This is a genomic window from Ectopseudomonas chengduensis (assembly GCF_900102635.1).
GTDB classification, from domain to species: domain Bacteria; phylum Pseudomonadota; class Gammaproteobacteria; order Pseudomonadales; family Pseudomonadaceae; genus Aquipseudomonas; species Aquipseudomonas chengduensis.
Map to the genome: position 1 here is coordinate 125,725 of NZ_FMZQ01000011.1, position 19,744 is coordinate 145,468.

The window sequence follows — 19,744 nt, forward strand, 5'->3', positions numbered from 1 at the left end:
CTGCAGCCAGTGCTGGGCTATTTTAAGCGTTGAGGCGCGCGGGCATGCCTGCGCTCGCGCGAGCCGGCTAGAATGCCTGCAAACGTGGCCAAGTGCCAGCTGCGCCGACGAACGTAGGTTTGCCCTGTCACGCACATTCCGGTAGTTTTGCGCCGCGCGCGTGAACTGTCCGCGCGGTACTTGGCGTTCGCTCCGGCAGCGGCTAAGGTCTCTGCAAACGCCCCGCTGCAGGCTTGGTGAAAACTGCCTGCAGCCGGTAATACGGCGGCCAGGCCGGCACGCAGCAGATGGTCAGACTGTCGGCGTTGCCGGTTTCGTCACTCGCAACGTTATCGCAGTGTCTGCAAGGCCCGCCATTCTCAGCCCTCATTCTCACCAGTCAGGTTCTCCATGGCTCAGTACGTCTACAGCATGCATCGGGTCAGCAAGGTTGTCCCGCCGAAGCGTGAAATTCTCAAGGACATCTCCCTGTCATTCTTCCCAGGTGCCAAGATCGGCGTGCTGGGCCTCAACGGTGCCGGTAAGTCCACGCTGCTGCGCATCATGGCTGGCGTCGATACCGAGATCGACGGCGAGGCTCGTCCGATGCCGGGGATCAAGGTCGGCTACCTGCCGCAGGAGCCGCAGCTCGACCCGAGCAAGACGGTGCGCGACATCGTCGAAGAGGCGGTAGGCGAGATCAAGCAGGCCCAGGCCCGCCTTGACGAGGTCTACGCCGCTTACGCCGAGCCGGACGCCGACTTCGACGCCCTGGCTGCCGAGCAGGCCAAGCTCGAAGCCATTCTGCAGGCGTCCGATGGTCATAACCTGGAGCGGCAGCTGGAAGTCGCCGCCGACGCCCTGCGTCTGCCGGCCTGGGACGCCAAGGTCGAGCACCTGTCCGGTGGTGAGAAACGCCGCGTGGCGCTGTGTCGCCTGCTGCTGTCGGCGCCAGACATGCTGCTGCTCGACGAGCCGACCAACCACCTGGACGCCGACTCGGTCGCCTGGCTGGAGCGCTTCCTGCACGACTTCCCCGGCACAGTGGTAGCGATTACTCACGACCGTTACTTCCTCGATAACGTCGCCGGCTGGATTCTCGAACTCGACCGCGGCCACGGTATTCCCTATGAGGGCAACTACTCCGGCTGGCTGGAATCGAAAGCCAACCGTCTGGCTCAGGAAGCCAAGGCCGAGGCGTCGCACGCCAAGGCGATGAAGGCCGAACTGGAGTGGGTACGCCAGGGCGCCAAGGCACGCCAGTCCAAATCCAAGGCACGTCTGCAGCGCTTCGAGGAAATGCAGTCGCAGGAATTCCAGAAGCGCAGCGAGACCAACGAGATCTACATCCCGGCTGGCCCGCGTCTGGGCGACAAGGTCATCGATTTCCACAATGTGTCGAAGTCCTTCGGCGACCGCGTGCTGATCGATGACCTGTCCTTCAGCATCCCCAAAGGCGCCATTGTCGGCGTGATCGGTGGTAACGGCGCTGGTAAGTCGACCCTGCTGCGCATGATCACCGGTAAGGAGCAGCCGGACTCCGGCACCATCGAGATCGGTGAGACCGTACAGATCGCCAGCGTCGAGCAGAGCCGCGAGATGCTCGAAGGCAACAAGACCGTGTGGGAGCAGATTTCCGATGGCTTCGACATGATCAAGGTCGGCAACTACGAGGTGCCGTCGCGCGGTTACGTCGGCCGCTTCAACTTCAAGGGCGCCGACCAGCAGAAGTTCGTCAAGGACCTCTCCGGTGGTGAGCGCGGTCGCCTGCACATGGCGCTGACCCTGAAGCAGGGCGGCAACGTGCTGCTGCTCGACGAACCGTCCAACGACCTCGACGTGGAAACCCTGCGCGCGCTGGAAGAGGCGCTGCTGGACTTCCCGGGCGCCGCCGTGGTGATTTCCCACGATCGCTGGTTCCTCGACCGTATCGCCACGCACATCCTCTCCTACGAGGACGACGGCAAGGTCAACTTCTTCGAAGGCAACTACACCGAGTTCGAAGCCGATCGCAAGAAACGCCTGGGCGATGCCGCCGCGCAGCCGCACCGCGTGCGTTACAAGAAGCTGGCGTAGGGTGGGTTAGCGGCGCCAAGCACTTAATTGGCTGGTTTCACGAGCAGAGTGCGCCGCGTAACCCACCATGCGATATCCCGGTGTTACGCCGGGATGAAAAAACGGAGCCCGCGGGCTCCGTTTTCGTTGAGGGCGCAGGCTATCTGTAGGAGCGGCGCCCCGCCGCGAACCGGGGAAGAGGCGAAAGCTCCTACCCATTCGGAGTATGTGTCGGTCGAAAGATTGCTACGTACCTGTAGGAGCCGCGCCTCGCGGCGAATCGATCACGCGTTCAGCACAAATCCACAAGCTTCGCCCCGGGGCGGGGCTCCCACGCAAGACCGCCTTATAGTGCTTATCTGATTGGCATCAGCTTTTTCGTTGGTGTGGGTTTGGTGCCCTCAGAGCCTGGCCAGCAGGCTCTCTAGAGCCTTGGCCTGATCCTCGGCCAGATCGATGATATGAAAGCCGGCCCAGCAATGCTGGCCGTCGGCGCCGGGGCGGCTCCACAGGCAATCGGCGCCCAGGCGCACTTCCTGTACCGCATCGCTACCTGAGGTGCACACCAGGCGGCATTCCAGCACCGCGTCGGCGGTATGGGGGGTGTCGCTGAACAGCATGAAACCATCGGCAGACAGGTCGACTATCCGGCCCAGGCGCTGGCCGCTGTTCAGGTCGAAGACCTCCAGCTGCATTTCGGTGCCATGGCGGCTGTGTTGACGACGCTCTTCCATGGAAATTCCTCAGCGGGGTTCGGCCGTGCGCCCAGTGAAACGCTGTAGCACACGGTAAATGGCAGTCAGCGCGCGATCCACCAGGGGCGCCGCGCGTTCGGGTGTCACGATTCGGGCCAGGCCCTTTTCCATCTCGCTGGCCAGCAGGGTCAGCGGTTTGATCGCCACGCGCTGGCCACTGTGGTCGACGAACATGTAGTTGTGCGTGGTCGGGCTGAACCAGGAAAGCTTGAGCACGCGGCTCTTGCCGCCCTCGACGAACTCGAACCAGGTGCCGAACTCGACGCTGGCCAATTCCTTGGCCAGGGCTTGTGCGCGTGCCGAGAGTTTGCTGCGCAAAGGTGCCTGGCGAGCCAGGTCGGCATCTTCTCCAAGCATGGCGCCCAGGGGACTTTCTGGCAGGGTAGGTTTGAGCTGGGCGGCCAACTGCGGCTGCTTGGCCTGGACTGCATGCTGGCAGGCCACCAGGTCCTGCAGCAGGCGACGGATACCGTCCTCATGGTAGCCGCCGAGCAATTCCAGGCCCTTGCGCAGGTCGCTGAGCATCGGCACGCGCTGTTCCTGCAACTGCAGCACCTCGGCCTCGCCGAGCGGTGTGCCGCTCCAGGCCAGCTGTTCGGCCACTTCGCAGGAGCGCTTCCACTCCGTGCTCTGTTCGCCATGGCGCAGCAGGACAAACACCAGGACGTCGGCCCAGGTCAGTTCGAGGAAGTTGCGGATGATGGTTGGTAGGTCGCGCTTTCCGACGCATCGCTGAACCACCTCAAGCGCCTGCTCGCGAGCCCCCAGTAGACGATCACGCCCCTTGGCCGCCTCGACCGCGCGGCGTTCGCGCAGTTCGACCTTGTGGCGCAGGGTCTCGACATACTCGTTGAACTCCTCGATCAGGCTGTCGAACAGTCCCAGGTCACCGCTGAAGCCGTGAATCACCCGTTCGACTACCCATTGCATCTTGGCCAGCAGGCTGCGTTCGTCACCTTCGCTGCCGTAAAGCACGCCAGCCTGGGCCATGGTGTTGAGCAGGCGTCGCGCCGGATGGTGGTGTTGGGTGAACAGCGCCTTGTCCTGCAGCGCGATTTTCAGATAGGGCGTATGCAGGTGCGAAAGTGCGGTCTTGCAGGCGTCCGGCAGGTTCTCATCATCGAGGATGAAGTCGAACAGCATGCCAACCAGGTCGATCACGTCGGCTTCCTGATCGGACACCTTGCTGTCGCCCGGCAGGCTGCTGTGCGATTCCAGTTGCTGCTGCAGGTCGGCCTTGAGGCCTTCAACGGCTTGCGGTTGATGCAGGCGCTGGGCCAGTTCGTGGGCCGACTGCTGTTGCATGCGATTGAGTGCAGCAAGCAGTTCGCTGGCGCTGTAGGTACGGCTGGCCTGGCGCGGTGAGAAGCTGACGATGCTCCGTGTGCCGCCCAGCAGCGGCGCGTCCGGGTGGCTCTGGCGGTGTTCGCCGAGCAGGCTGGACAGGCCGCTGAACAGCGCGCCCGGATCGCTCGGCGGCGGTGCGCTGAGATCCAGATCGAACAGCGCCGGCTCTACGGGCGCTGGCGTCGTACCCGGTCTGCCCGCTGTCTGTTGGGGGGGCGGGGCTTCTGGCGCAGGTGCATCGGGACGGCTGACGCTTTGATTGATCTGCGCGCTGTACTTGAGGTTGGGCAGCACGCCGGCATCGATCAGACGCTGGTTGAGTGCACCATAGAGTGAATCGAGGCTCTGCATCACATGGCGATCGAAGAGCATGTAGAGGATGGTCTTGATCTGCAGCGGGAAGGGGCAGGGCGCCAGCGCATCGCGAAACGCCTGGGCAATGGCCTGTGGGCCGAAGGGGTTGCTGTCCTCGCCGAGCTTCTGGCCGTTGTTGAGCAGCGCCAGGCGCTGCTCCAGAGCGAATAGCGGCTGGGTGCAGCGTGCCTTGACCCGGCTGACCATATTGGTGACTTGCAGGGTTTCTTCGTAATCCTCGTTCTGCACCAGGGCCAATTGCTCGGGGTCCACTTCGGCCGGCGTCTGATCCTGCAGTTTGCCGTCGAGGAAATCGGAAAAATTGTTGGCGATGGCCTGGTGGTAGCTGCGCTCGATCTGTGGACGCTGGCGGCGGATCTCGCGCATGTTGTCGAAGAACAACGTCTGCACCTTGTTGTTCTCGGCTTTCTCGGCGCATTCGAACAGGGTGTCATCGACTTGGCCGAATACACCGCTCAGATGCTCCGCCAGTCGGTTCATCACCAGTTTGCGGCAGGCTTGTACCAGATCGCTGAAGCGCGGCTGTATACCGCGGCTGGCGAGGCTAACCACCTTGGGATGAATGGGGGGCTTGTCCTGGTTGCTCATGGACTGTCCTGACTGGCGTCGTCGGCTGGCGCGTCCTGCGTCGTGCCGCAGTTCGATGAAACATATAGTAGTCCATGGCTTGCCTGCAAAGCATTGTCGTAAAAGCAGTTTGCAGGGGTTGACAGGGAAATTTTGCTACGTAAAATGGCGCGCCTCTGAAGCGGTAAAGCGAAAGCCGAAGCGCAACAGAGCTGGAAGACCGAAGTTCCGCGATAGCTCAGTCGGTAGAGCAAATGACTGTTAATCATTGGGTCCCTGGTTCGAGTCCAGGTCGCGGAGCCAACTTCCTATCGGGGTATAGCGCAGTCCGGTAGCGCGCTTGCTTTGGGAGCAAGATGTCGGGAGTTCGAATCCCCCTACCCCGACCATATTTGGGTCGTTAGCTCAGTTGGTAGAGCAGTTGGCTTTTAACCAATTGGTCGTAGGTTCGAATCCTACACGACCCACCACTACAACGAACAAGCCCGCCTAGCGCGGGCTTTTTCGTTTCTGTGCCTCACGCGGGTCTGGGCCGTCTCGCATTGTCCCGGCCACGCTGGCCGGTTCGCACAGGTGCGTCATACGCACCACGGGCGATCGGCTGTCTCGCAAAGGGGAATGCCAACATTTTTCCTACGGGCGCTTCAGCTCGTAGGGTGGGCTTTAGCCCACCAGCGGTCGACGTGGGCTGAAGCGGATCGCCGCCCGGCCCACCCTACAGTCTGTAGCCTGCCACTACTTCAATGCAGCTTCAGGCGCGGCTCGGTGCTGCGTCCGATGCGGTCGCTGAGCATCAGCAGCAGGGTGCGTGGTACGCCATACAGCGCCATCTGGTGCATGCGGTACAGCGACACGTAGAACACCCGCGCCAGCCAGCCTTCGAGCATGACGCTGCCGGTCAGGTTGCCCATCAGGTTACCGACCGCGGAGAAGCTCGACAGCGAGATCAGCGAGCCGTAATCGCGATAGCGATATTCCGGCAGCGGCTGGGCGCTGATCTTCAAACGTAGCGACTTGGCCAGCAGCGATGCCTGCTGATGCGCTGCCTGGGCGCGTGGCGGCACGTTGCGGCCCTCAGTGCCCGGCTGCGGGCAGGCTGCGCAGTCGCCGAAGGCGAACACGTCGTCATCGAGCGTCGTTTGCAGGGTCGGACGAACCTGCAGCTGGTTGATGCGGTTGCTCTCCAGACCATCGAGGTCCTTGAGAAAACCGGGGGCGCGAATGCCGGCAGCCCAGACTTTCAGGCTGGCCGGGATGAAGTTGCCGTCGGCGGTTTTCAGACCGTCGGCGGTCACTTCGCTGACGGCGGCGCCGGTCAGCACGGTGACGCCGAGCTTTTCCAGGGTCTGATGCACCGGCCGAGCGATGCGCTCGGGCAGGGCTGGCAATACACGCGGCCCGGCCTCGATCAGGGTGATACGCATGTCTTCAGGGCGAATGCGATTGAGGCCATAGGCAGCCAACTGCTTGGCAGCGTGGTGCAGTTCTGCTGCCAGCTCGACCCCGGTGGCACCGGCGCCGACGATGGCGATATCGATCTGCGAGCCATCCGCGCCTTCATTGGCATGCGCCCGCAAGTAGTGGCTGAGCATGCGGCGATGGAAGCGCTCGGCCTGCGCGCGGGTGTCGAGGAAAATGCAGTGCTCAGCGGCGCCTGGCGTGCCGAAGTCATTGGTGGTGCTGCCAACGGCAATGACCAGGCTGTCGTAGGTGATGCGGCGTTCAGGCATCAGTACCTGGCCGTCGTCATCTAGCGTCGGTGCCAGGGTGATGCTCTTACTGGCGCGGTCGAGGCCGGACATGCGCCCGAGCTGGAACTCGAAATGGTTCCACTTGGCCTGAGCCACGTAGTTCAGTTCGTCTTCCGAGGAGTTCAGCGAGCCGGCGGCCACTTCGTGCAGCAGGGGCTTCCAGATATGGGTGAGGTTGGCGTCGACCAGAATGATTCGGGCCGCGCCACTCTTGCCCAGTTTTCTACCCAGACGGGTGGCCAGCTCCAAACCGCCGGCGCCGCCGCCGACAATCACGATGCGATGGGACATGGATATTGCTCACAAGGCTTTGAAAAAGACGGTGTGAGTGCGAGAGGGCGAGCGCAAGGCAGCTCATAGCACCAGTCGACTCAGCAAGCGGCTCAGCAGGCCCAGGCCAATGGTCACGACCATGACCAGCGCCAGCAGATGCCAAACGCGAAACGGCTGACGTTCAACCTGATGCTGCGGTGCGCTCAGGTATTGGTCGACTTTCTGTTGGTCTTCGGGGCTCAGGCGACTGGTCATGGGCGGGCCTCTGCTTGAATGCGGCTATTCTAGGCGTACCCGCCAGCCTTGGCGAGCGTCGTTGTCCTGCGGGTCAGATATCGTTTCGAGGGGTTCCACACTTACCGTGTCCTCCAGGCGGATGATGCCGCCTTCGATCACGCGAGCGGTAATGCCGCCATGGCCACGCATGGCCTGGAAGGTGCCGTGACCGAGGCGTTCCTCCAGGCGGGCGCAGGGTTGGCACCAACCGGTGGTTTCCAGCAGTGCCTGGCCAATGCGAAAGCGACGGCCCTTGAGGCTGAACAGATTGATGCCGGCGACCGCGATATTGCGGCGCAGCTCGCTGGGCGGCATGGGTGCATCGCGGCCGAGCAAGGCGGCAACGACGGCCAGGTGTTCCCACTGGATCAGCGTGACCTGCCGCGCATTGCGTGGCCCGGGACGGCTGTGATCGCCGGTCAGGCCGGCTTCACGCCGCGCTTCCACGGCCTCGACTTCGAGCATCGCCTCGCGCGCCTTGGGGCGAACCCCTATCCAGCGCACCTGGCCGACTTGCGGCACGTCGGCGAGCAATTCCTGCAAGGGGCTCACAGGCCGATACCGATGTCGAACAGCAGACTACGGCCGAGGTTTTGCCGCAGAAAATCCGGCGCGTCCGGGTGAGCGAACAGCACACGGGCAAAGCGCGGACCAACCAAGGACAGCGAGCGCCAGCCTTGGCGCAGGTATTCGGTAGGGGGCGGGAAGTGGCTGTTGCAGTCGAGCACGGCGCGCTTGAGGCTGACGAAGGCGACCAGGTCGAGTTCGCCGAGGTCGATGCCACGCTCGCGGTAGTTATGCGCCTTCTTGCGCAGGGTCGGCGCCAGCCTCGTCTGCATCTCACTGGCTGGAATACGTTTGGGGCGCGCTTCACGGCGTACCAGCTGGCTCAGGGAAAAGGCGCTGCGGCGCCGCTCCAGTTCGGCGCGCCACTCGTCATTGAGGCGCCGGCCTTCATCGAGCACGAAAAACACTTCGAAGTTGGCATCGCGAAACAGCACGTCCGGCGGCTCCTGGCCGCTGGGCGTGAAGTCGTCGCTGTGATGGCGCACGTTCAGCGCTTGTAGCAGGCGTTGACAGACCCAACGCTCACGCTCCCATTTCTTGGCGTTGGAGAGGAAGGCATTGGCTTGTTCGGCCTGGTGCGTAAGTAAGCGCAGATAATCGGAATCGTCCATGTCTGAAGCTTAGCCGCAGCGCTTACCCGCATGCCAGTGCCTGCAACTCCAGTCGTTTCAGTGAGCGTGGAAATCCAGCTGGGTTTTTTGGGCTGTTGTCGATCAATGGCAGGGCAACTGCTCTGCCGGCAAAATCAAATCCGAGTACCGGTGTAGACTCCCTGGCATGGCGATGAATGAAGGAGAGGGTGTGCGCGCATGATCGCTTCCAACCTGCTGGCGTTCTCCACCTTGTTGGGCGGCTGGCTGGTCTACGGGCTGGCGCTGCTCTGGGCGATAACACGGGCGCCCTGGGTCGAACTGTTCAGTGACCTGCGCCGCCAGCATCTGCTGTTCGGCACCATGCTCGCGCTGTTTCTGCTATGGCTGGTGCGCCGCGATTTCGACTCCGGGCTCTCCTATCACTTCATCGGCATGACCGCTGTGACGTTGCTGCTCGACTGGCCACTGGCCGTGCTCGCCGGTCTGGCCGCGCAGCTTGGCCTGCTGGCTATCGGTCGCATGGACCTGGCCTCGCTCGGCATCAACGGCGTGCTACTGGTGCTGATCCCGGTGTTGGTCACCGAGCTGTGCGCCATCCGTGTCGAGCGCGCACAGCCGCGCAACCTATTCGTCTACATCTTCTTCTGCGGTTTCTTTCCAGCGGCGTTGGCGACGTTGATGACGCTGCTCGGCGGCCTTGCCTTGTTGTGGATGGACGGGCTGTTCCCCATGCCGCCCTGGCTGGACGACTTTGCCGGCTATCTGTGGCTGGTGGCGTTCCCTGAAGCCTTTATCAACGGCACCATCGTCACCGCGCTGGTGGTGTTCTACCCGGACTGGCTGGAAACCTTCAATCGCAGCCGCTACCTGCAGGCGCCCTGGAAGGAGAACGATCGAGACGCATGAATGGCGTTGTATTGCTCGGTTGAATGGCGCGGCCGAGATTGATCTTCGTCAATGATCGGAGCGGGCCTGCCGCCATGCTGTGAGAAACGCCTCCGAGGTACTTGAGATGAGTGTTCACAGCTGGGCAAGAAGCACTGTTCAGGACGCTTTGCATGACGCCGACGTGCAGGGTCATGAGCCTATCGTGGCATTGCGTGCGCTGCTATCGGAAGTCGTACTGCGGAGCAGGGCGCTGCGTGATTCCCAGGAGCTGGCGCACGAACTGCAATTTCTCGCCGACAACCTCGATGATGACCGCGACTACGCCTTTATGCGCCCCTGACGTTCCCGATTCTGCTTGTGCGGGAGCCGCGCCCCGCGGCGAATGGCTGTGGGGCGACGCTAAAGTCAAAAAGCTTCGCCCCGGGGCGGGGCTCCTACAGGGCGAGATGGATCAATGCGGGCGCGTCGGCAGGTCGCCGCTGAACATCTCGTCTTCCAGGTCATTGCCGGGAATCGCATGCTCTTCAGCGGCCCAGGCGCCCAGGTCGATCAGCTTGCAGCGCTCGCAGCAGAAGGGGCGGTAGGTGTTTTCGGCTTTCCACTCGACGGGTGCGCTACAGGTTGGGCATTGAACGGTAATGGTCATGGCTGGCCTCCACGCAGGGTCAGATAGAAGTTGTGCAGGCGCTCGACCTCGGCGTCCAGCCAGGCCATATCACGATCATTGACCAGCACGTCGTGGGCATGGCGCAAGCGTTCTTCGCGGCTGGCCTGGGCCTGCATGATGGCGCGCACCTGCTCTTCCGAACTCTGGTCGCGCGCGATGGTGCGTTGCACCTGCAGCTCGGCAGGTGTGTCGACGACCAATATGCGTTGGGTCATCTGCCGCTGGCCGGACTCGACCAGTAGTGGCGACACCAGAATGGCATAGGGCGATTCTGCGCGCGCCAGCACCTGAACGATCTCCTGGCCGATCAGCGGGTGCAGCAGGCTTTCCAGCCAGCGGCGTTGCTCGGGTGCGGCAAATATCAGCTTGCGCAGTGCGGCGCGGTCCAGCTCGCCATTGGCTTGCAATACGCCCGCGCCGAAATGCTCGACGATCCTGGCCAGCGCCGGACGCCCTGGCTCCACCACCCAACGCGCTGCATGATCGGCGTCCACCACGTGCACGCCGCGTTCGATAAAACCTTGCGCCACCGCGCTCTTGCCGCTGCCGATGCCGCCAGTCAGGCCGAGTATCCAGGGTTTCATAACGCCAATGCAGCCTCGTTATTGCTCAAGGCCGCGATTGTAGGGGGGATTTCGATGTGATGCGAACTGGTGTGCCTTTAGCTTATGTAGGAGCCGCGCCCCGCGGCGAATGGTTCTGAGGGGCAGCGCTAAATTCAAAAGCTTCGCCCCGGGGCGGGGCTCCTACAACTTGGGCGACTATGGGTGGCTCTTTGACTCAAAACCCAGCGAACTTCAGATAACTGCCGGTAATCACATCGCCCCACAGCAGGGCGATCCACCCGGCAATCGCCAGATAAGGGCCGAAGGGAATCGGCGTGCCGGAGTCGCTGCCGCGCATGCGCAGCATGATTACTCCCAGCACCGCACCGACCAGCGACGACAGCAGAATGGTCAACGGCAGAATCTGCCAGCCACCCCAGGCGCCGAGCATGGCCAGTAGTTTGAAGTCGCCATAGCCCATGCCTTCCTTGCCGGTGATCAGCTTGAACAGCCAGTACACCGACCACAGGCTCAGATAACCGGCAATCGCCCCCCACAGAGCATCTTCAAGGCTGGTGAACAGCCCGAAGTAATTGACGATCAACCCTAGCCACAACAGTGGCAGCACCAGCACGTCCGGCAGAATCTGGTGATCAGCATCGATCAGACTCATCGCCAGCAGCCCCCAGGCCAGCACCAGCATCGCCCCGGCCTGCCAGGTAAAGCCGAAGTGCCAGGCGACGTAAGCGGAAAGTAGCCCGCAGGTTAGTTCGACGATGGGGTAGCGCTTGCTGATCGGCGTCTTGCAGTTCGAGCACTTGCCGCGCAGGAACAGGTAGCTGATCACCGGAATGTTTTCCCAAGGACGAATCTCATGGCCGCAACTGGGGCAGCTGGAGTTAGGCAGAATCAGATTGAAGGTCTGAGTGGTCGGTGCTGGCGGCAGCTCCAGCACCTCGCGTGCCTGGCTCTGCCAATCGCGTTGCAGCATCACCGGTAGGCGGTAGATCACTACATTGAGGAAGCTGCCGACTAGCAAACCCAGCAACGAAACACACAAAACAAAGGCCAGCACATGGCTGGCCAGGAAGTCGATCACGAGCATTTAAACGACGGCACCCAACTGGAAGATTGGCAGGTACATGGCGATGATCAGACCGCCGACCAATACGCCCAGTACGGACATGATGATGGGCTCCATCAGGCTGGTGAGGCCGTCGACCATGTTGTCCACTTCTGCTTCATAGAAGCTGGCCACCTTGTCGAGCATCTCATCCAGCGAGCCAGACTCTTCGCCGATAGCGGTCATTTGCACGGCCATGGAGGGGAAGGTGCCGGTGGTGCGCATCGAGAAGTTTAGCTGCATACCGGTGGATACGTCAGCCTTGATCTTGTTGGTGGCGTTCTTGAACACCACATTCCCGGTGGCGCCGGATACCGAGTCGAGGGCATCCACCAAAGGTACGCCGGCCGCGAAAGTAGTTGATAGGGTACGGGCGAAGCGCGCTACGGCGGACTTATAGAGAATATCTCCGACTATCGGCAGCTTCAGAACCCCGCGATCTACCGCATCCCTGAATTTTTGCGAGCGCTTGAGGGCCTCCTTGAAGGAAAAGCCAATCACAAGCAGTGCGGCCAGTACAACAAACCACCATGCCTGAAGTGCTTGTGAAATGCCGATAACCATAAGGGTAAAGGCTGGTAGTTCGGCTCCAAAACTGGCAAAAACAGATTCGAATTGCGGTACTACCTTGATCAGCAGAATTGCTGAGACGACAACTGCTACCACGATCACCGCGATGGGGTAATTAAGCGCTTTCTTGATCTTGGCCTTCAGTGCTTCGGTCTTTTCCTTGTAGGTGGCAATCCGGTCCAGCAGATTTTCCAGGGCGCCGGCCTGTTCGCCAGACTCAACCAGGTTGCAGTAGAGCTCGTCGAAGTATTCGGGTTTCTTGCGCAGCGAGGTGGCGAAGCTGTTGCCCGCCGCCACTTCTTGTTTAATTTCGTCGACCAGCTTGCGCATATTGGGGTTATCGAAGCCCTCGCCGATGATGTCGAAGGACTGCAGCAGCGGTACCCCGGCCTTCATCATGGTCGCCATCTGCCGGGTAAACAGGGCTATATCCATGGGCTTGATCTTCTTGCCCTTGCCAAAGGACAGGGAGGATTCCTTGCGCACCTTGGTCGGGTTGATGCCCTGCTTGCGCAGTTGCGCCTTGACCAAGGCGGGGTTCTGACTATTCATGACCCCCTTGACGGCGGCGCCGCGTCTGTCTTTGCCTTCCCACTTGAATGCGCTGGTTTTTAGAGCTTTCTCAGCCATGGTTAATCCTTGGTCACGCGGTTGACTTCCTCAAGGCTGGTAACCCCTTGCATGGCCTTGAGCAAAGCGGAGGTGCGCAGGTCATTAAAGCCGTCTTTACGCATCTGCGTGGCAATATCGATGGAGTTGCCTTCTTCCATGATAATCCGCTGCAGGTTGGGCGTGTTTTTAACCACTTCATAAATACCGACGCGGCCCTTGTAACCGCCCTTGCAGTTTTCACAGCCCACGGGGCCATAAATCTTGAAGGTGCCGATCTTGTCCTCGGGGAAGCCTTCGGCCAGGAGGGTTTCGCGGGGTACGTTGACTTCCTTCTTGCAGCTGCTGCACAGCTTGCGCGCCAGGCGCTGGGCGATGATCAGGTTGACCGAGGTGGCGATGTTGAAGGATGGCACACCCATATTGCGCAGGCGGGTCAGGGTTTCCGCGGCGCTGTTGGTGTGCAGGGTCGACATCACCATATGCCCGGTCTGCGCGGCCTTGACGGCGATGGAGGCGGTATCCAGGTCGCGGATCTCACCGACCATGATGATATCCGGGTCCTGACGCAGAAAGGCGCGCAGCGCCTGGGTAAAATCCATGCCCTGCTTGGGGTTGACGTTGACCTGGTTGATGCCCTCCAGGTTGATCTCCACCGGGTCTTCGGCGGTGGAGATGTTCACATCAGGCGTATTGAGGATATTGAGGCCGGTGTACAGCGATACGGTTTTGCCCGAGCCGGTGGGGCCGGTCACCAGAATCATGCCCTGGGGCTGCTTGAGGGCAGCCATATACAGCTCTTTCTGCTCTTCCTCGTAGCCCAGTGCGTCGATGCCCATCTGCGCGCTGGTGGGGTCGAGAATGCGCATCACGATCTTTTCGCCCCAGAGCGTGGGCAAGGTGTTGACGCGAAAATCGATGGCCTTGGTCTTGGAGATTTTCATCTTGATCCGGCCATCCTGCGGCTTGCGCCGCTCGGAGATATCCAGCGCGGCCATCACCTTGAGGCGGGCGGCAATTCGCGGCGCCAGCTGAATGGGCGGGCGGGCCGCTTCATGCAGAATGCCGTCGGTACGAAAACGCACGCGATAGTTCTTTTCGTAAGGTTCGAAGTGCAGGTCCGATGAGCCGCCCTTGATGGCGTCCAGCAGCATCTTGTTGACGAAACGCACCACGGGTGCATCGTCAGCATCGGCGTTGCCATCATTTATCTGCTTGTCATCATCCACGGCCTGAACATCCAGGCCGTCCAGGTCGACATCGGCCAGGTCCTCCATGCCGCTGGTGGCTGAGTCGAAGAACTTGTCGATGGCATCGCCGAGCTTGTCGTCCTCGACCAGAATGGCTTCTGTGGTCAGGCCGGTGCTGAACTGCACATCGGTCACCGCCTGGTGACTGGTCGGATCGGAGAGGCCGATAAACAGCTTGTTGCCGCGGCGCCATAGCGGCAGCACGCGGTGCTGGCGCACCAGTTTCTCACTGATCAGGTCACGTGGCTGGCTTTCCTTGTCGAGGGTGTTGAGGTCGAGAAAGGAAACGCCGAATTGCTCCGAGGCCAGTTCGGCCAGGGCGCGGCTCTTGACCAGCTTGTTCTGCACCAGGTAAGTCACCAGCGACAGCTTGTTGCGCTGCGCCTGCAGTTGCGCCTGTTGAGCGGCTTTTTCGTCCAGCAGCTCGGCCAGCACCATCTGCTTGGCCAGGCCGGAGAGGGATACGCTTTCGTTCATCGGGGGCTCCACACACAATGCCTGCCTTATAGCCTAGATGCTGGCGCCTGCCAAACCGCGGTTTGTCAGGTGACGAAAAAGGTCAGTTAGTGTCAGTGGGTGGTGTGGTGGCCTGTAATGGAGTGGCTGAATATCGCCGTCTGGCCTGCTTCGAAAAGTTGGCACGCCGGCTGCATTGTGATGCTCAGGTCGCTGGACCTGTCCATTTCTAGGAGAGTTAACGAATGAAAGCTCAAGCGCAAAAGGGTTTTACCCTGATCGAACTGATGATCGTGGTTGCGATCATCGGTATTCTGGCTGCCATCGCCATCCCGCAATATCAGACCTACGTTGCCAAGTCGCAGGTTCAACGTGCTGTTGCTGAATCAGGTGCCATCAAGACCGCTATCGAAGCCTGCATCTTGGAAAACAAACTGACTGTAGGTATTGCAGCAGGCAACTGTGATCCGCAGGCTACTGGCTCCAGCATCCTCGTTGGCCCCACTCAAGGCAACCCGATTCCGGCTGACACTGGCGTGCCACAAGTAACAATCCCTAACACCGGCCTAGCGACTATCGTCGCCACCTTCGGCAACAAGGCGGCTACAGCTCTGAGCAGCGGCCCGGGCAGTGTTACTTGGCGTCGTGACGCAAACGGCTCCTGGACCTGCCAAGCCGCTGGCATTGATACCAAATACACTGCCACTAGTTGCCCGCTGTAATCTAACCGTTGCAATAGGACTCATTTTTGAGCTGCCACAAAGAATGCCCCGCCTTGTGCGGGGCATTCTTTTTCGAACGCCGTCTGGATGAGCGTTGTTTCAATGTCATCGTGTAGGTGCAGGTTATGAGTAGGAGTCGAGGCTTCACCCTTATCGAACTGATGATCGTGGTTGCGATCATCGGCATTCTTGCGGCGATTGCGATCCCTATTTACCAGGACTATGTGGCGCGGACCCAAGTACAGCGGGTTCATGCCGAAGTTGCAGCTTATTAACGCGGCAATCAAATAGCACATCTCAAGCATTCACAAAAACCATTAAATTCAATGGCTTATGGATATAAAGATTGGTCGCTACTTGCCCTGTTAAATTGCCGGGTTAATACAAAGGCTTGGTTGAAGAGGCGCTAAGCCGTGGTCAGCATACGATCAACAACGCTGAATTGGGTTACACGGCTTCAAGTCTGACAACGGTGGTTCTGGCTGATATCGCCACCTTCGCGGCCGATGGCTCCGGCTCGCTGGAGGTCACCATCGGTGGCAATGCCAGTGCAGTTGTTGCAGGAGCACGGATCGCCATCCTGCGCTCGGCAAACGGTACCTGGACCTGCAACCTTGATGAGTCCGGCGCTGGTGCTTGGAAACCTACCTATATGCCCTCGGGTTGCTTCTGATCGAGAGAGCAAATACGGGGTAACGTGGTAAGGCGGAGCAACTTAGGATGGATTAACCCGGTAAGGCGGATCAACTCCGTAACCCGGTAAGGCGGATCAACTCCGTAGGATGGATTAGCGAAGCGTAATCCGTCGTTCACCGCGAATCACGATATCCATTGCAACACTGAACGCCCTACCTTGCGCGGGGTGTTTTGCTCTCTGGAGTTTGTGGTGTGCGGCTCTCGTTCGGCGCATTACGCCTGTGGCTAATGCGCCCTACGGTTTACCTGATGTTGCCGGGGCTTGAGCTATTTCCGTGGCCGTCTAGGCTTGACCTTTTGGTGTTTCTGGAGGGGCAAGGATGCCGAACTATCGCCGTGCTTTCGCGCCGGGGGCGAGCTGGTTCTTTACCGTGAATCTGCTGCAACGCCGCCGCAATGATCTGTTGCTGCGGCATGTCGAGCTGTTGCGTGATGCGGTGCGGCGCGTGCATCGCGATTATCCGTTCACTATCGATGCGTGGGTGGTGCTGCCCGAACACATGCATTGCGTATGGACGTTGCCGCCTGGTGATGCGGATTACCCGTTGCGCTGGCGGCTGATCAAGACGTTTTTCTGCCGAGGGTTGCCCTCCGATGAATACCGCTCGCTGACGCGTTTGCGTCGCGGCGAACGGGGAATCTGGCAGCGGCGCTACTGGGAGCATCAACTGCGTGATGACGAGGACTTTCGCCGGCATATAGATTATGTCTACATCAACCCTTGCAAACACGGGCTGGTGGGGCGGGTGGCGGACTGGCCCCATTCGAGCTTTCACCGTGATGTGGTGATGGGGCTTTACCCGGTTGATTGGGCGGGTGATATCGGGCTTGAGGTGCCGGGGGATGGGTAGGGGGCAAGGGGGCAGGTCTGCATCGTTCGGCGCATTACGCCTGCGGCTAATGCGCCCTACGGTTATGGCCTACGCATGTGCCTCGCGGCTCAGCACGTCGGCGACCCCCTGGTTGATACTCTTGTGCTCCAGTTCGGCTTTTACCGCGACCGTGGCGTGCAGCTCTGGCCCCAGGCGTAGGCTGAGCTTGCCGGAGTAGGGCTTTTGCGGCGGGCGATCCAGCTGAGCGCAGGTGTCGAGGTAGTCGTTCACTGCTTCTTCGAATGCCGTGCGAAGTTCCTGAACGGACTCACCATGAAAACCCACCACGTCGCGAATGCCGGCGATGTGACCAACGAAAAGGCCGTCTTCGTCGCTGTACTCGATGCGGGCTGCATAGCCCTTGTAAGTCATTGCATGCGCATTCATGGGGTAACTCCTGCTTGTTCAAGGAAGGCCCGTGCATCGCGAACCTGATACGGCTTGGCTTCCTTGTCGGGATGGGGGGCGGTGAAAGGTGCCAACCACGCCATTCAGTTCGAAGCGCACGCGTGAGCCATTGCCCTCGATAGCTCTGGCGCCGGCCGCTACAAATAGCGATTCAATGCGGGACCACTCAAGTGTGCTCGGTACCGGCTTGGCGAAGACTGCTTTCAGGATGGATTGGCGAAGTCTAATCAGTCGTTTGCTACAGGCCACGATGTTTGCCGAAGTATCTGCGTGACGCCTGGAATGGAGCGTTCGGCTTTTGGGGCTGGGGCTAATCCGCCCTGCAGGCATCCGGCCTGGCTCTATTTCCTGCCGCCATGCAGCGGTCGTCTACATGGCGGTAGGTTCGGCATTGTTTGGTGCTATAGCGGTTGGGATACACTTCTAAGCGTGTATGCGGAGGTTGGCTATGAATAAGGTCGTGCTGGTCGAGTTACTGCGCTCGCGACTGGATGGTTTGCTGGCTATCTATGCCTTTGGTAGTCGTGTCCAGGGTACGGCAGACGAAGGCAGTGATCTCGATCTGGCTGTATTGGTAAAAGGTTATGTTGATCCACTGGTGCTCTGGGAGATTGCCAGCGAGGCTGCCGATATTGCGGGTTGTCCGGTTGACCTGCTGGATTTGCGCAGGGCTTCCACCGTGATGCAGCAGCAGGTGTTGGTGAAAGGCGAGCACTGGTGGGTGGCTGAGGGGCCCGAGCCCGGTTTGTTCGAGTGTGCTGTGTTGAGCGAGAAGCTTGAGCTGGATCGGGCCAGGGCGCCTCTGTTACGGGATATCGAGCGAGATGGGCGGGTGTATGGCCGATGATGTGTTGTTGAACAAGGCCGCAAGCATCGAGCGTTGCGTCAGGCGTGCGCGTGAGGAGTATGAGCGCGACCCGGCGAGTTTTGCAGAGGACTTTACTCGGCAGGATGCGGCCATTCTGAACATCCAGCGCGCTTGCGAGGCAGCCCTGGATATGGGGCAGCATTTGATTCGGCGTGAGCGTCTCGGTATTCCACAGAGTGCGCGCGATGTTTTCGTGCTGTTGGCTGGGGCAGGTTGGATTGATGTTGCACTGGCTGAAGCGCTCAAGCGTATGGTCGGTTACCGCAATATCGCCGTGCATGAGTACCAAGCGCTGCAGCTACCGATTACCGTGGCGGTCATTACCCGGCACCTGGATGAGTTTCTCGATTATTCCAAAAGCATTCTGTTGAAGGATGCGCGGGAGGATTGAGGTTTTTCCCTCAGAAAAAACGTTGTCATATCCGCACAGGTGGGCGGCTGGTTTTGTGGTGAGCCTGCTATCGATTCGCCGCGAGGCGCGGCTCCTACTGGGTGGTGGCTGCCTTGACGTGTGAAGGCTGGGGGCGCCTTGCTATGCAGAAGTCCAGTTCTGGTGTAACAAGCTGGGATTTATAGGGCCCAGGGACAGGCCGCGATTTCCCCTGCTTCCGCTTATGGCGTGCGTGGTCTGTTCTGAATCGTCCTTACTTGACGTGCCTGATTGGACCCGCGTACTTCGCTATGGCCAGATCGCTTGTGACCAATATAAAGCCTTCAGTGGTGGCCTGAGCAATCAGCATTCGATCAAATGGGTCGTTATGTATAGGTGGAAGAGCGGCGGCTGCAATGCTGTGCTGCCCGGTCATTGCCAGCTCTTGATAGTCTGCATCGAGCAGTGCTCTTCTGAGTACTGCCGGGTCAAAGTGGAAGTGGGCCTTGCCCATGGCATGCTTGATGCCAACCTCCCAGATGCTCGCAGCGCTGAAGAGCAGTTCGTTGTCGCGGTCGTTGATCAGATTGGCCGCGTCGGTTGGCAGTGAGGTGGGGGTGGCGCAGGCCCAGAGTAAAATATGAGTGTCGAGCAGCAGTTTCATGCGCCGAACATCGACTCGATTTCATTCTGAAACGGTGTGTCAATGTCGTCTGGCACATTGAAAACGCCAGTCAGCATCCCGGTGCGAGGTTTGCTTTCCTGGTTGATCGAGATGACCTTCACCATCGGCTTGCCTGCCTTTGCGATGATAAACGGGCTGCCTTGGCTTGCATCGAGAATCAGTTGTGACAGGTGCGTCTTGGCGTCGTGAATATTGACCATTTTCGGGCTGTTGGTGGGGGTCTCGGTTTTCATGGTGGAGCACCTGGTTAGCTAACTTGGTTAGTCTATTCTCCGGCGTGCCTGTTCGCAATCGTTGGTGCTAGCCGTGGTTTCCTCCAGTTTTGTGGGTTGGCTTGAGCTCCACGAGATGGCTTGAGGTGATTTGTCTCTGGTGTCAGGTGTGGGCTGCGTAACGACGGATTACGCTTCGCTGATCCATCCCGCGCAATGCCTTCATCGGCCCTGAAATTGTAGGAGCCCCGCCCCGGGGCGAATT

General features: G+C 60.2%; 22 protein-coding genes, 3 tRNA genes and 2 pseudogenes. 12 read left to right on the forward strand and 15 right to left on the reverse strand.

All coding sequences use genetic code 11. The features are described 5' to 3' along the window. Positions 1–390: 390 nt before the first annotated feature. On the forward strand, positions 391–2,055 hold the full coding sequence (ettA, locus tag BLS08_RS17470) for an energy-dependent translational throttle protein EttA (protein ID WP_090337025.1): 1,665 nt from the start codon (positions 391–393) through the stop codon (positions 2,053–2,055). Between the two features lie 380 nt (positions 2,056–2,435). Here the strand turns inward: ettA and BLS08_RS17475 are convergent, their stop codons facing one another. Further along, positions 2,436–2,768 carry a PilZ domain-containing protein gene (locus tag BLS08_RS17475; protein WP_017678816.1) on the reverse strand — a complete coding sequence of 111 codons (333 nt, stop codon included), beginning with the start codon at positions 2,766–2,768 and terminating at the stop codon, positions 2,436–2,438. A 9-nt stretch (positions 2,769–2,777) separates the two neighbouring features. Beyond that, positions 2,778–5,099, reverse strand: coding sequence for a DUF1631 domain-containing protein (locus tag BLS08_RS17480; protein ID WP_090337027.1), 2,322 nt, complete (start codon positions 5,097–5,099; stop codon positions 2,778–2,780). A gap of 206 nt (positions 5,100–5,305) precedes the next feature. Between BLS08_RS17480 and BLS08_RS17485 the strand changes: the two genes are divergently transcribed. The 3 genes from BLS08_RS17485 to BLS08_RS17495 all read left to right on the forward strand — a co-directional run bounded on the left by BLS08_RS17485 (position 5,306) and on the right by BLS08_RS17495 (position 5,548). After that, positions 5,306–5,381: transfer RNA gene (locus tag BLS08_RS17485), tRNA-Asn, on the forward strand. A 9-nt stretch (positions 5,382–5,390) separates the two neighbouring features. Further along, positions 5,391–5,467: transfer RNA gene (locus BLS08_RS17490), tRNA-Pro, on the forward strand. Between the two features lie 5 nt (positions 5,468–5,472). Further along, positions 5,473–5,548: transfer RNA gene (locus BLS08_RS17495), tRNA-Lys, on the forward strand. A 270-nt stretch (positions 5,549–5,818) separates the two neighbouring features. Here the strand turns inward: BLS08_RS17495 and BLS08_RS17500 are convergent. The 4 genes from BLS08_RS17500 to BLS08_RS17515 all read right to left on the reverse strand — a co-directional run bounded on the left by BLS08_RS17500 (position 5,819) and on the right by BLS08_RS17515 (position 8,556). Continuing rightward, positions 5,819–7,120 carry an NAD(P)/FAD-dependent oxidoreductase gene (locus BLS08_RS17500; protein ID WP_090337029.1) on the reverse strand — a complete coding sequence of 434 codons (1,302 nt, stop codon included), beginning with the start codon at positions 7,118–7,120 and terminating at the stop codon, positions 5,819–5,821. A gap of 63 nt (positions 7,121–7,183) precedes the next feature. Further along, positions 7,184–7,357, reverse strand: a complete 174-nt coding sequence (locus BLS08_RS17505; protein ID WP_090337031.1) for a DUF3094 family protein — start codon at positions 7,355–7,357, stop codon at positions 7,184–7,186. Positions 7,358–7,381: 24 nt separating this feature from the next. Continuing rightward, entirely contained in the window at positions 7,382–7,930 is a 549-nt protein-coding gene (locus BLS08_RS17510) for an MOSC domain-containing protein (RefSeq protein WP_090337033.1), read from the reverse strand. After that, positions 7,927–8,556 (reverse strand): DUF1780 domain-containing protein, encoded by a 630-nt coding sequence (locus BLS08_RS17515; protein ID WP_090337035.1) that lies wholly within the window; start codon positions 8,554–8,556, stop codon positions 7,927–7,929. Before BLS08_RS17515 ends, BLS08_RS17510 begins: the two co-directional genes overlap by 4 nt. 198 nt (positions 8,557–8,754) lie before the next feature. Between BLS08_RS17515 and BLS08_RS17520 the strand changes: the two genes are divergently transcribed. Both BLS08_RS17520 and BLS08_RS17525 read left to right on the forward strand, forming a co-directional pair. Beyond that, entirely contained in the window at positions 8,755–9,444 is a 690-nt protein-coding gene (locus tag BLS08_RS17520; RefSeq protein WP_090337037.1) for an energy-coupling factor ABC transporter permease, read from the forward strand. A gap of 106 nt (positions 9,445–9,550) precedes the next feature. After that, positions 9,551–9,766, forward strand: coding sequence for a hypothetical protein (locus BLS08_RS17525; protein WP_090337038.1), 216 nt, complete (start codon positions 9,551–9,553; stop codon positions 9,764–9,766). 111 nt (positions 9,767–9,877) lie between these two features. Here the strand turns inward: BLS08_RS17525 and yacG are convergent, their stop codons facing one another. From yacG to pilB, 5 genes are all read right to left on the reverse strand, one after another. After that, positions 9,878–10,072 carry a DNA gyrase inhibitor YacG gene (gene yacG / locus BLS08_RS17530; RefSeq protein WP_004425006.1) on the reverse strand — a complete coding sequence of 65 codons (195 nt, stop codon included), beginning with the start codon at positions 10,070–10,072 and terminating at the stop codon, positions 9,878–9,880. Then, positions 10,069–10,677, reverse strand: a complete 609-nt coding sequence (coaE, locus tag BLS08_RS17535; RefSeq protein ID WP_059390436.1) for a dephospho-CoA kinase — start codon at positions 10,675–10,677, stop codon at positions 10,069–10,071. The genes yacG and coaE overlap by 4 nt, the downstream gene beginning before the upstream one ends. A 196-nt stretch (positions 10,678–10,873) precedes the next feature. Further along, positions 10,874–11,743, reverse strand: a complete 870-nt coding sequence (locus tag BLS08_RS17540; protein WP_139204258.1) for a prepilin peptidase — start codon at positions 11,741–11,743, stop codon at positions 10,874–10,876. Next, positions 11,744–12,961: a type II secretion system F family protein gene (locus BLS08_RS17545; RefSeq protein ID WP_090337040.1), complete on the reverse strand. Its 1,218-nt coding sequence runs from the start codon at positions 12,959–12,961 to the stop codon at positions 11,744–11,746. 2 nt (positions 12,962–12,963) lie between these two features. After that, complete coding sequence (gene pilB, locus BLS08_RS17550) at positions 12,964–14,667, reverse strand: type IV-A pilus assembly ATPase PilB (protein WP_090337042.1); 1,704 nt, start codon at positions 14,665–14,667, stop codon at positions 12,964–12,966. 224 nt (positions 14,668–14,891) lie between these two features. Between pilB and BLS08_RS17555 the strand changes: the two genes are divergently transcribed. The 4 genes and pseudogenes from BLS08_RS17555 to BLS08_RS17570 all read left to right on the forward strand — a co-directional run bounded on the left by BLS08_RS17555 (position 14,892) and on the right by BLS08_RS17570 (position 16,915). Beyond that, the gene (locus BLS08_RS17555; RefSeq protein WP_090337044.1) at positions 14,892–15,368 is read left to right on the forward strand and encodes a pilin; all 477 of its coding nucleotides are present in this window, start codon (positions 14,892–14,894) and stop codon (positions 15,366–15,368) included. 125 nt (positions 15,369–15,493) lie between these two features. Next, positions 15,494–15,637, forward strand: a pseudogene (locus tag BLS08_RS17560) (prepilin-type N-terminal cleavage/methylation domain-containing protein); the annotation flags it as partial. Positions 15,638–15,759: 122 nt separating this feature from the next. After that, a complete protein-coding gene (locus tag BLS08_RS17565; protein ID WP_090337046.1) occupies positions 15,760–16,041 on the forward strand; it encodes a pilin in 282 nt (93 codons plus the stop codon). A 343-nt stretch (positions 16,042–16,384) separates the two neighbouring features. Beyond that, positions 16,385–16,915: an REP-associated tyrosine transposase gene (locus tag BLS08_RS17570; protein ID WP_004424990.1), complete on the forward strand. Its 531-nt coding sequence runs from the start codon at positions 16,385–16,387 to the stop codon at positions 16,913–16,915. A gap of 69 nt (positions 16,916–16,984) precedes the next feature. Here the strand turns inward: BLS08_RS17570 and BLS08_RS17575 are convergent, their stop codons facing one another. Together BLS08_RS17575 and BLS08_RS26580 are read right to left on the reverse strand one after the other, a co-directional pair. After that, on the reverse strand, positions 16,985–17,323 hold the full coding sequence (locus tag BLS08_RS17575; protein ID WP_169886853.1) for a type II toxin-antitoxin system HicB family antitoxin: 339 nt from the start codon (positions 17,321–17,323) through the stop codon (positions 16,985–16,987). Further along, positions 17,320–17,575: pseudogene (locus BLS08_RS26580) on the reverse strand (type II toxin-antitoxin system HicA family toxin). The gene BLS08_RS17575 and the pseudogene BLS08_RS26580 overlap by 4 nt, the downstream one beginning before the upstream one ends. Before the next feature lie 217 nt (positions 17,576–17,792). Between BLS08_RS26580 and mntA the strand changes: the two are divergent. Both mntA and hepT read left to right on the forward strand, forming a co-directional pair. Further along, positions 17,793–18,191 carry a type VII toxin-antitoxin system MntA family adenylyltransferase antitoxin gene (gene mntA / locus BLS08_RS17585; protein WP_090337047.1) on the forward strand — a complete coding sequence of 133 codons (399 nt, stop codon included), beginning with the start codon at positions 17,793–17,795 and terminating at the stop codon, positions 18,189–18,191. Then, positions 18,181–18,603, forward strand: a complete 423-nt coding sequence (hepT, locus tag BLS08_RS17590; RefSeq protein ID WP_090337049.1) for a type VII toxin-antitoxin system HepT family RNase toxin — start codon at positions 18,181–18,183, stop codon at positions 18,601–18,603. The genes mntA and hepT overlap by 11 nt, the downstream gene beginning before the upstream one ends. Positions 18,604–18,856: 253 nt before the next feature. Here the strand turns inward: hepT and BLS08_RS17595 are convergent, their stop codons facing one another. Both BLS08_RS17595 and BLS08_RS17600 read right to left on the reverse strand, forming a co-directional pair. After that, on the reverse strand, positions 18,857–19,246 hold the full coding sequence (locus BLS08_RS17595; RefSeq protein WP_004424977.1) for a type II toxin-antitoxin system VapC family toxin: 390 nt from the start codon (positions 19,244–19,246) through the stop codon (positions 18,857–18,859). Continuing rightward, positions 19,243–19,500 (reverse strand): type II toxin-antitoxin system Phd/YefM family antitoxin, encoded by a 258-nt coding sequence (locus BLS08_RS17600; protein ID WP_004424974.1) that lies wholly within the window; start codon positions 19,498–19,500, stop codon positions 19,243–19,245. Before BLS08_RS17600 ends, BLS08_RS17595 begins: the two co-directional genes overlap by 4 nt. Between the last annotated feature and the right edge of the window lie 244 nt (positions 19,501–19,744).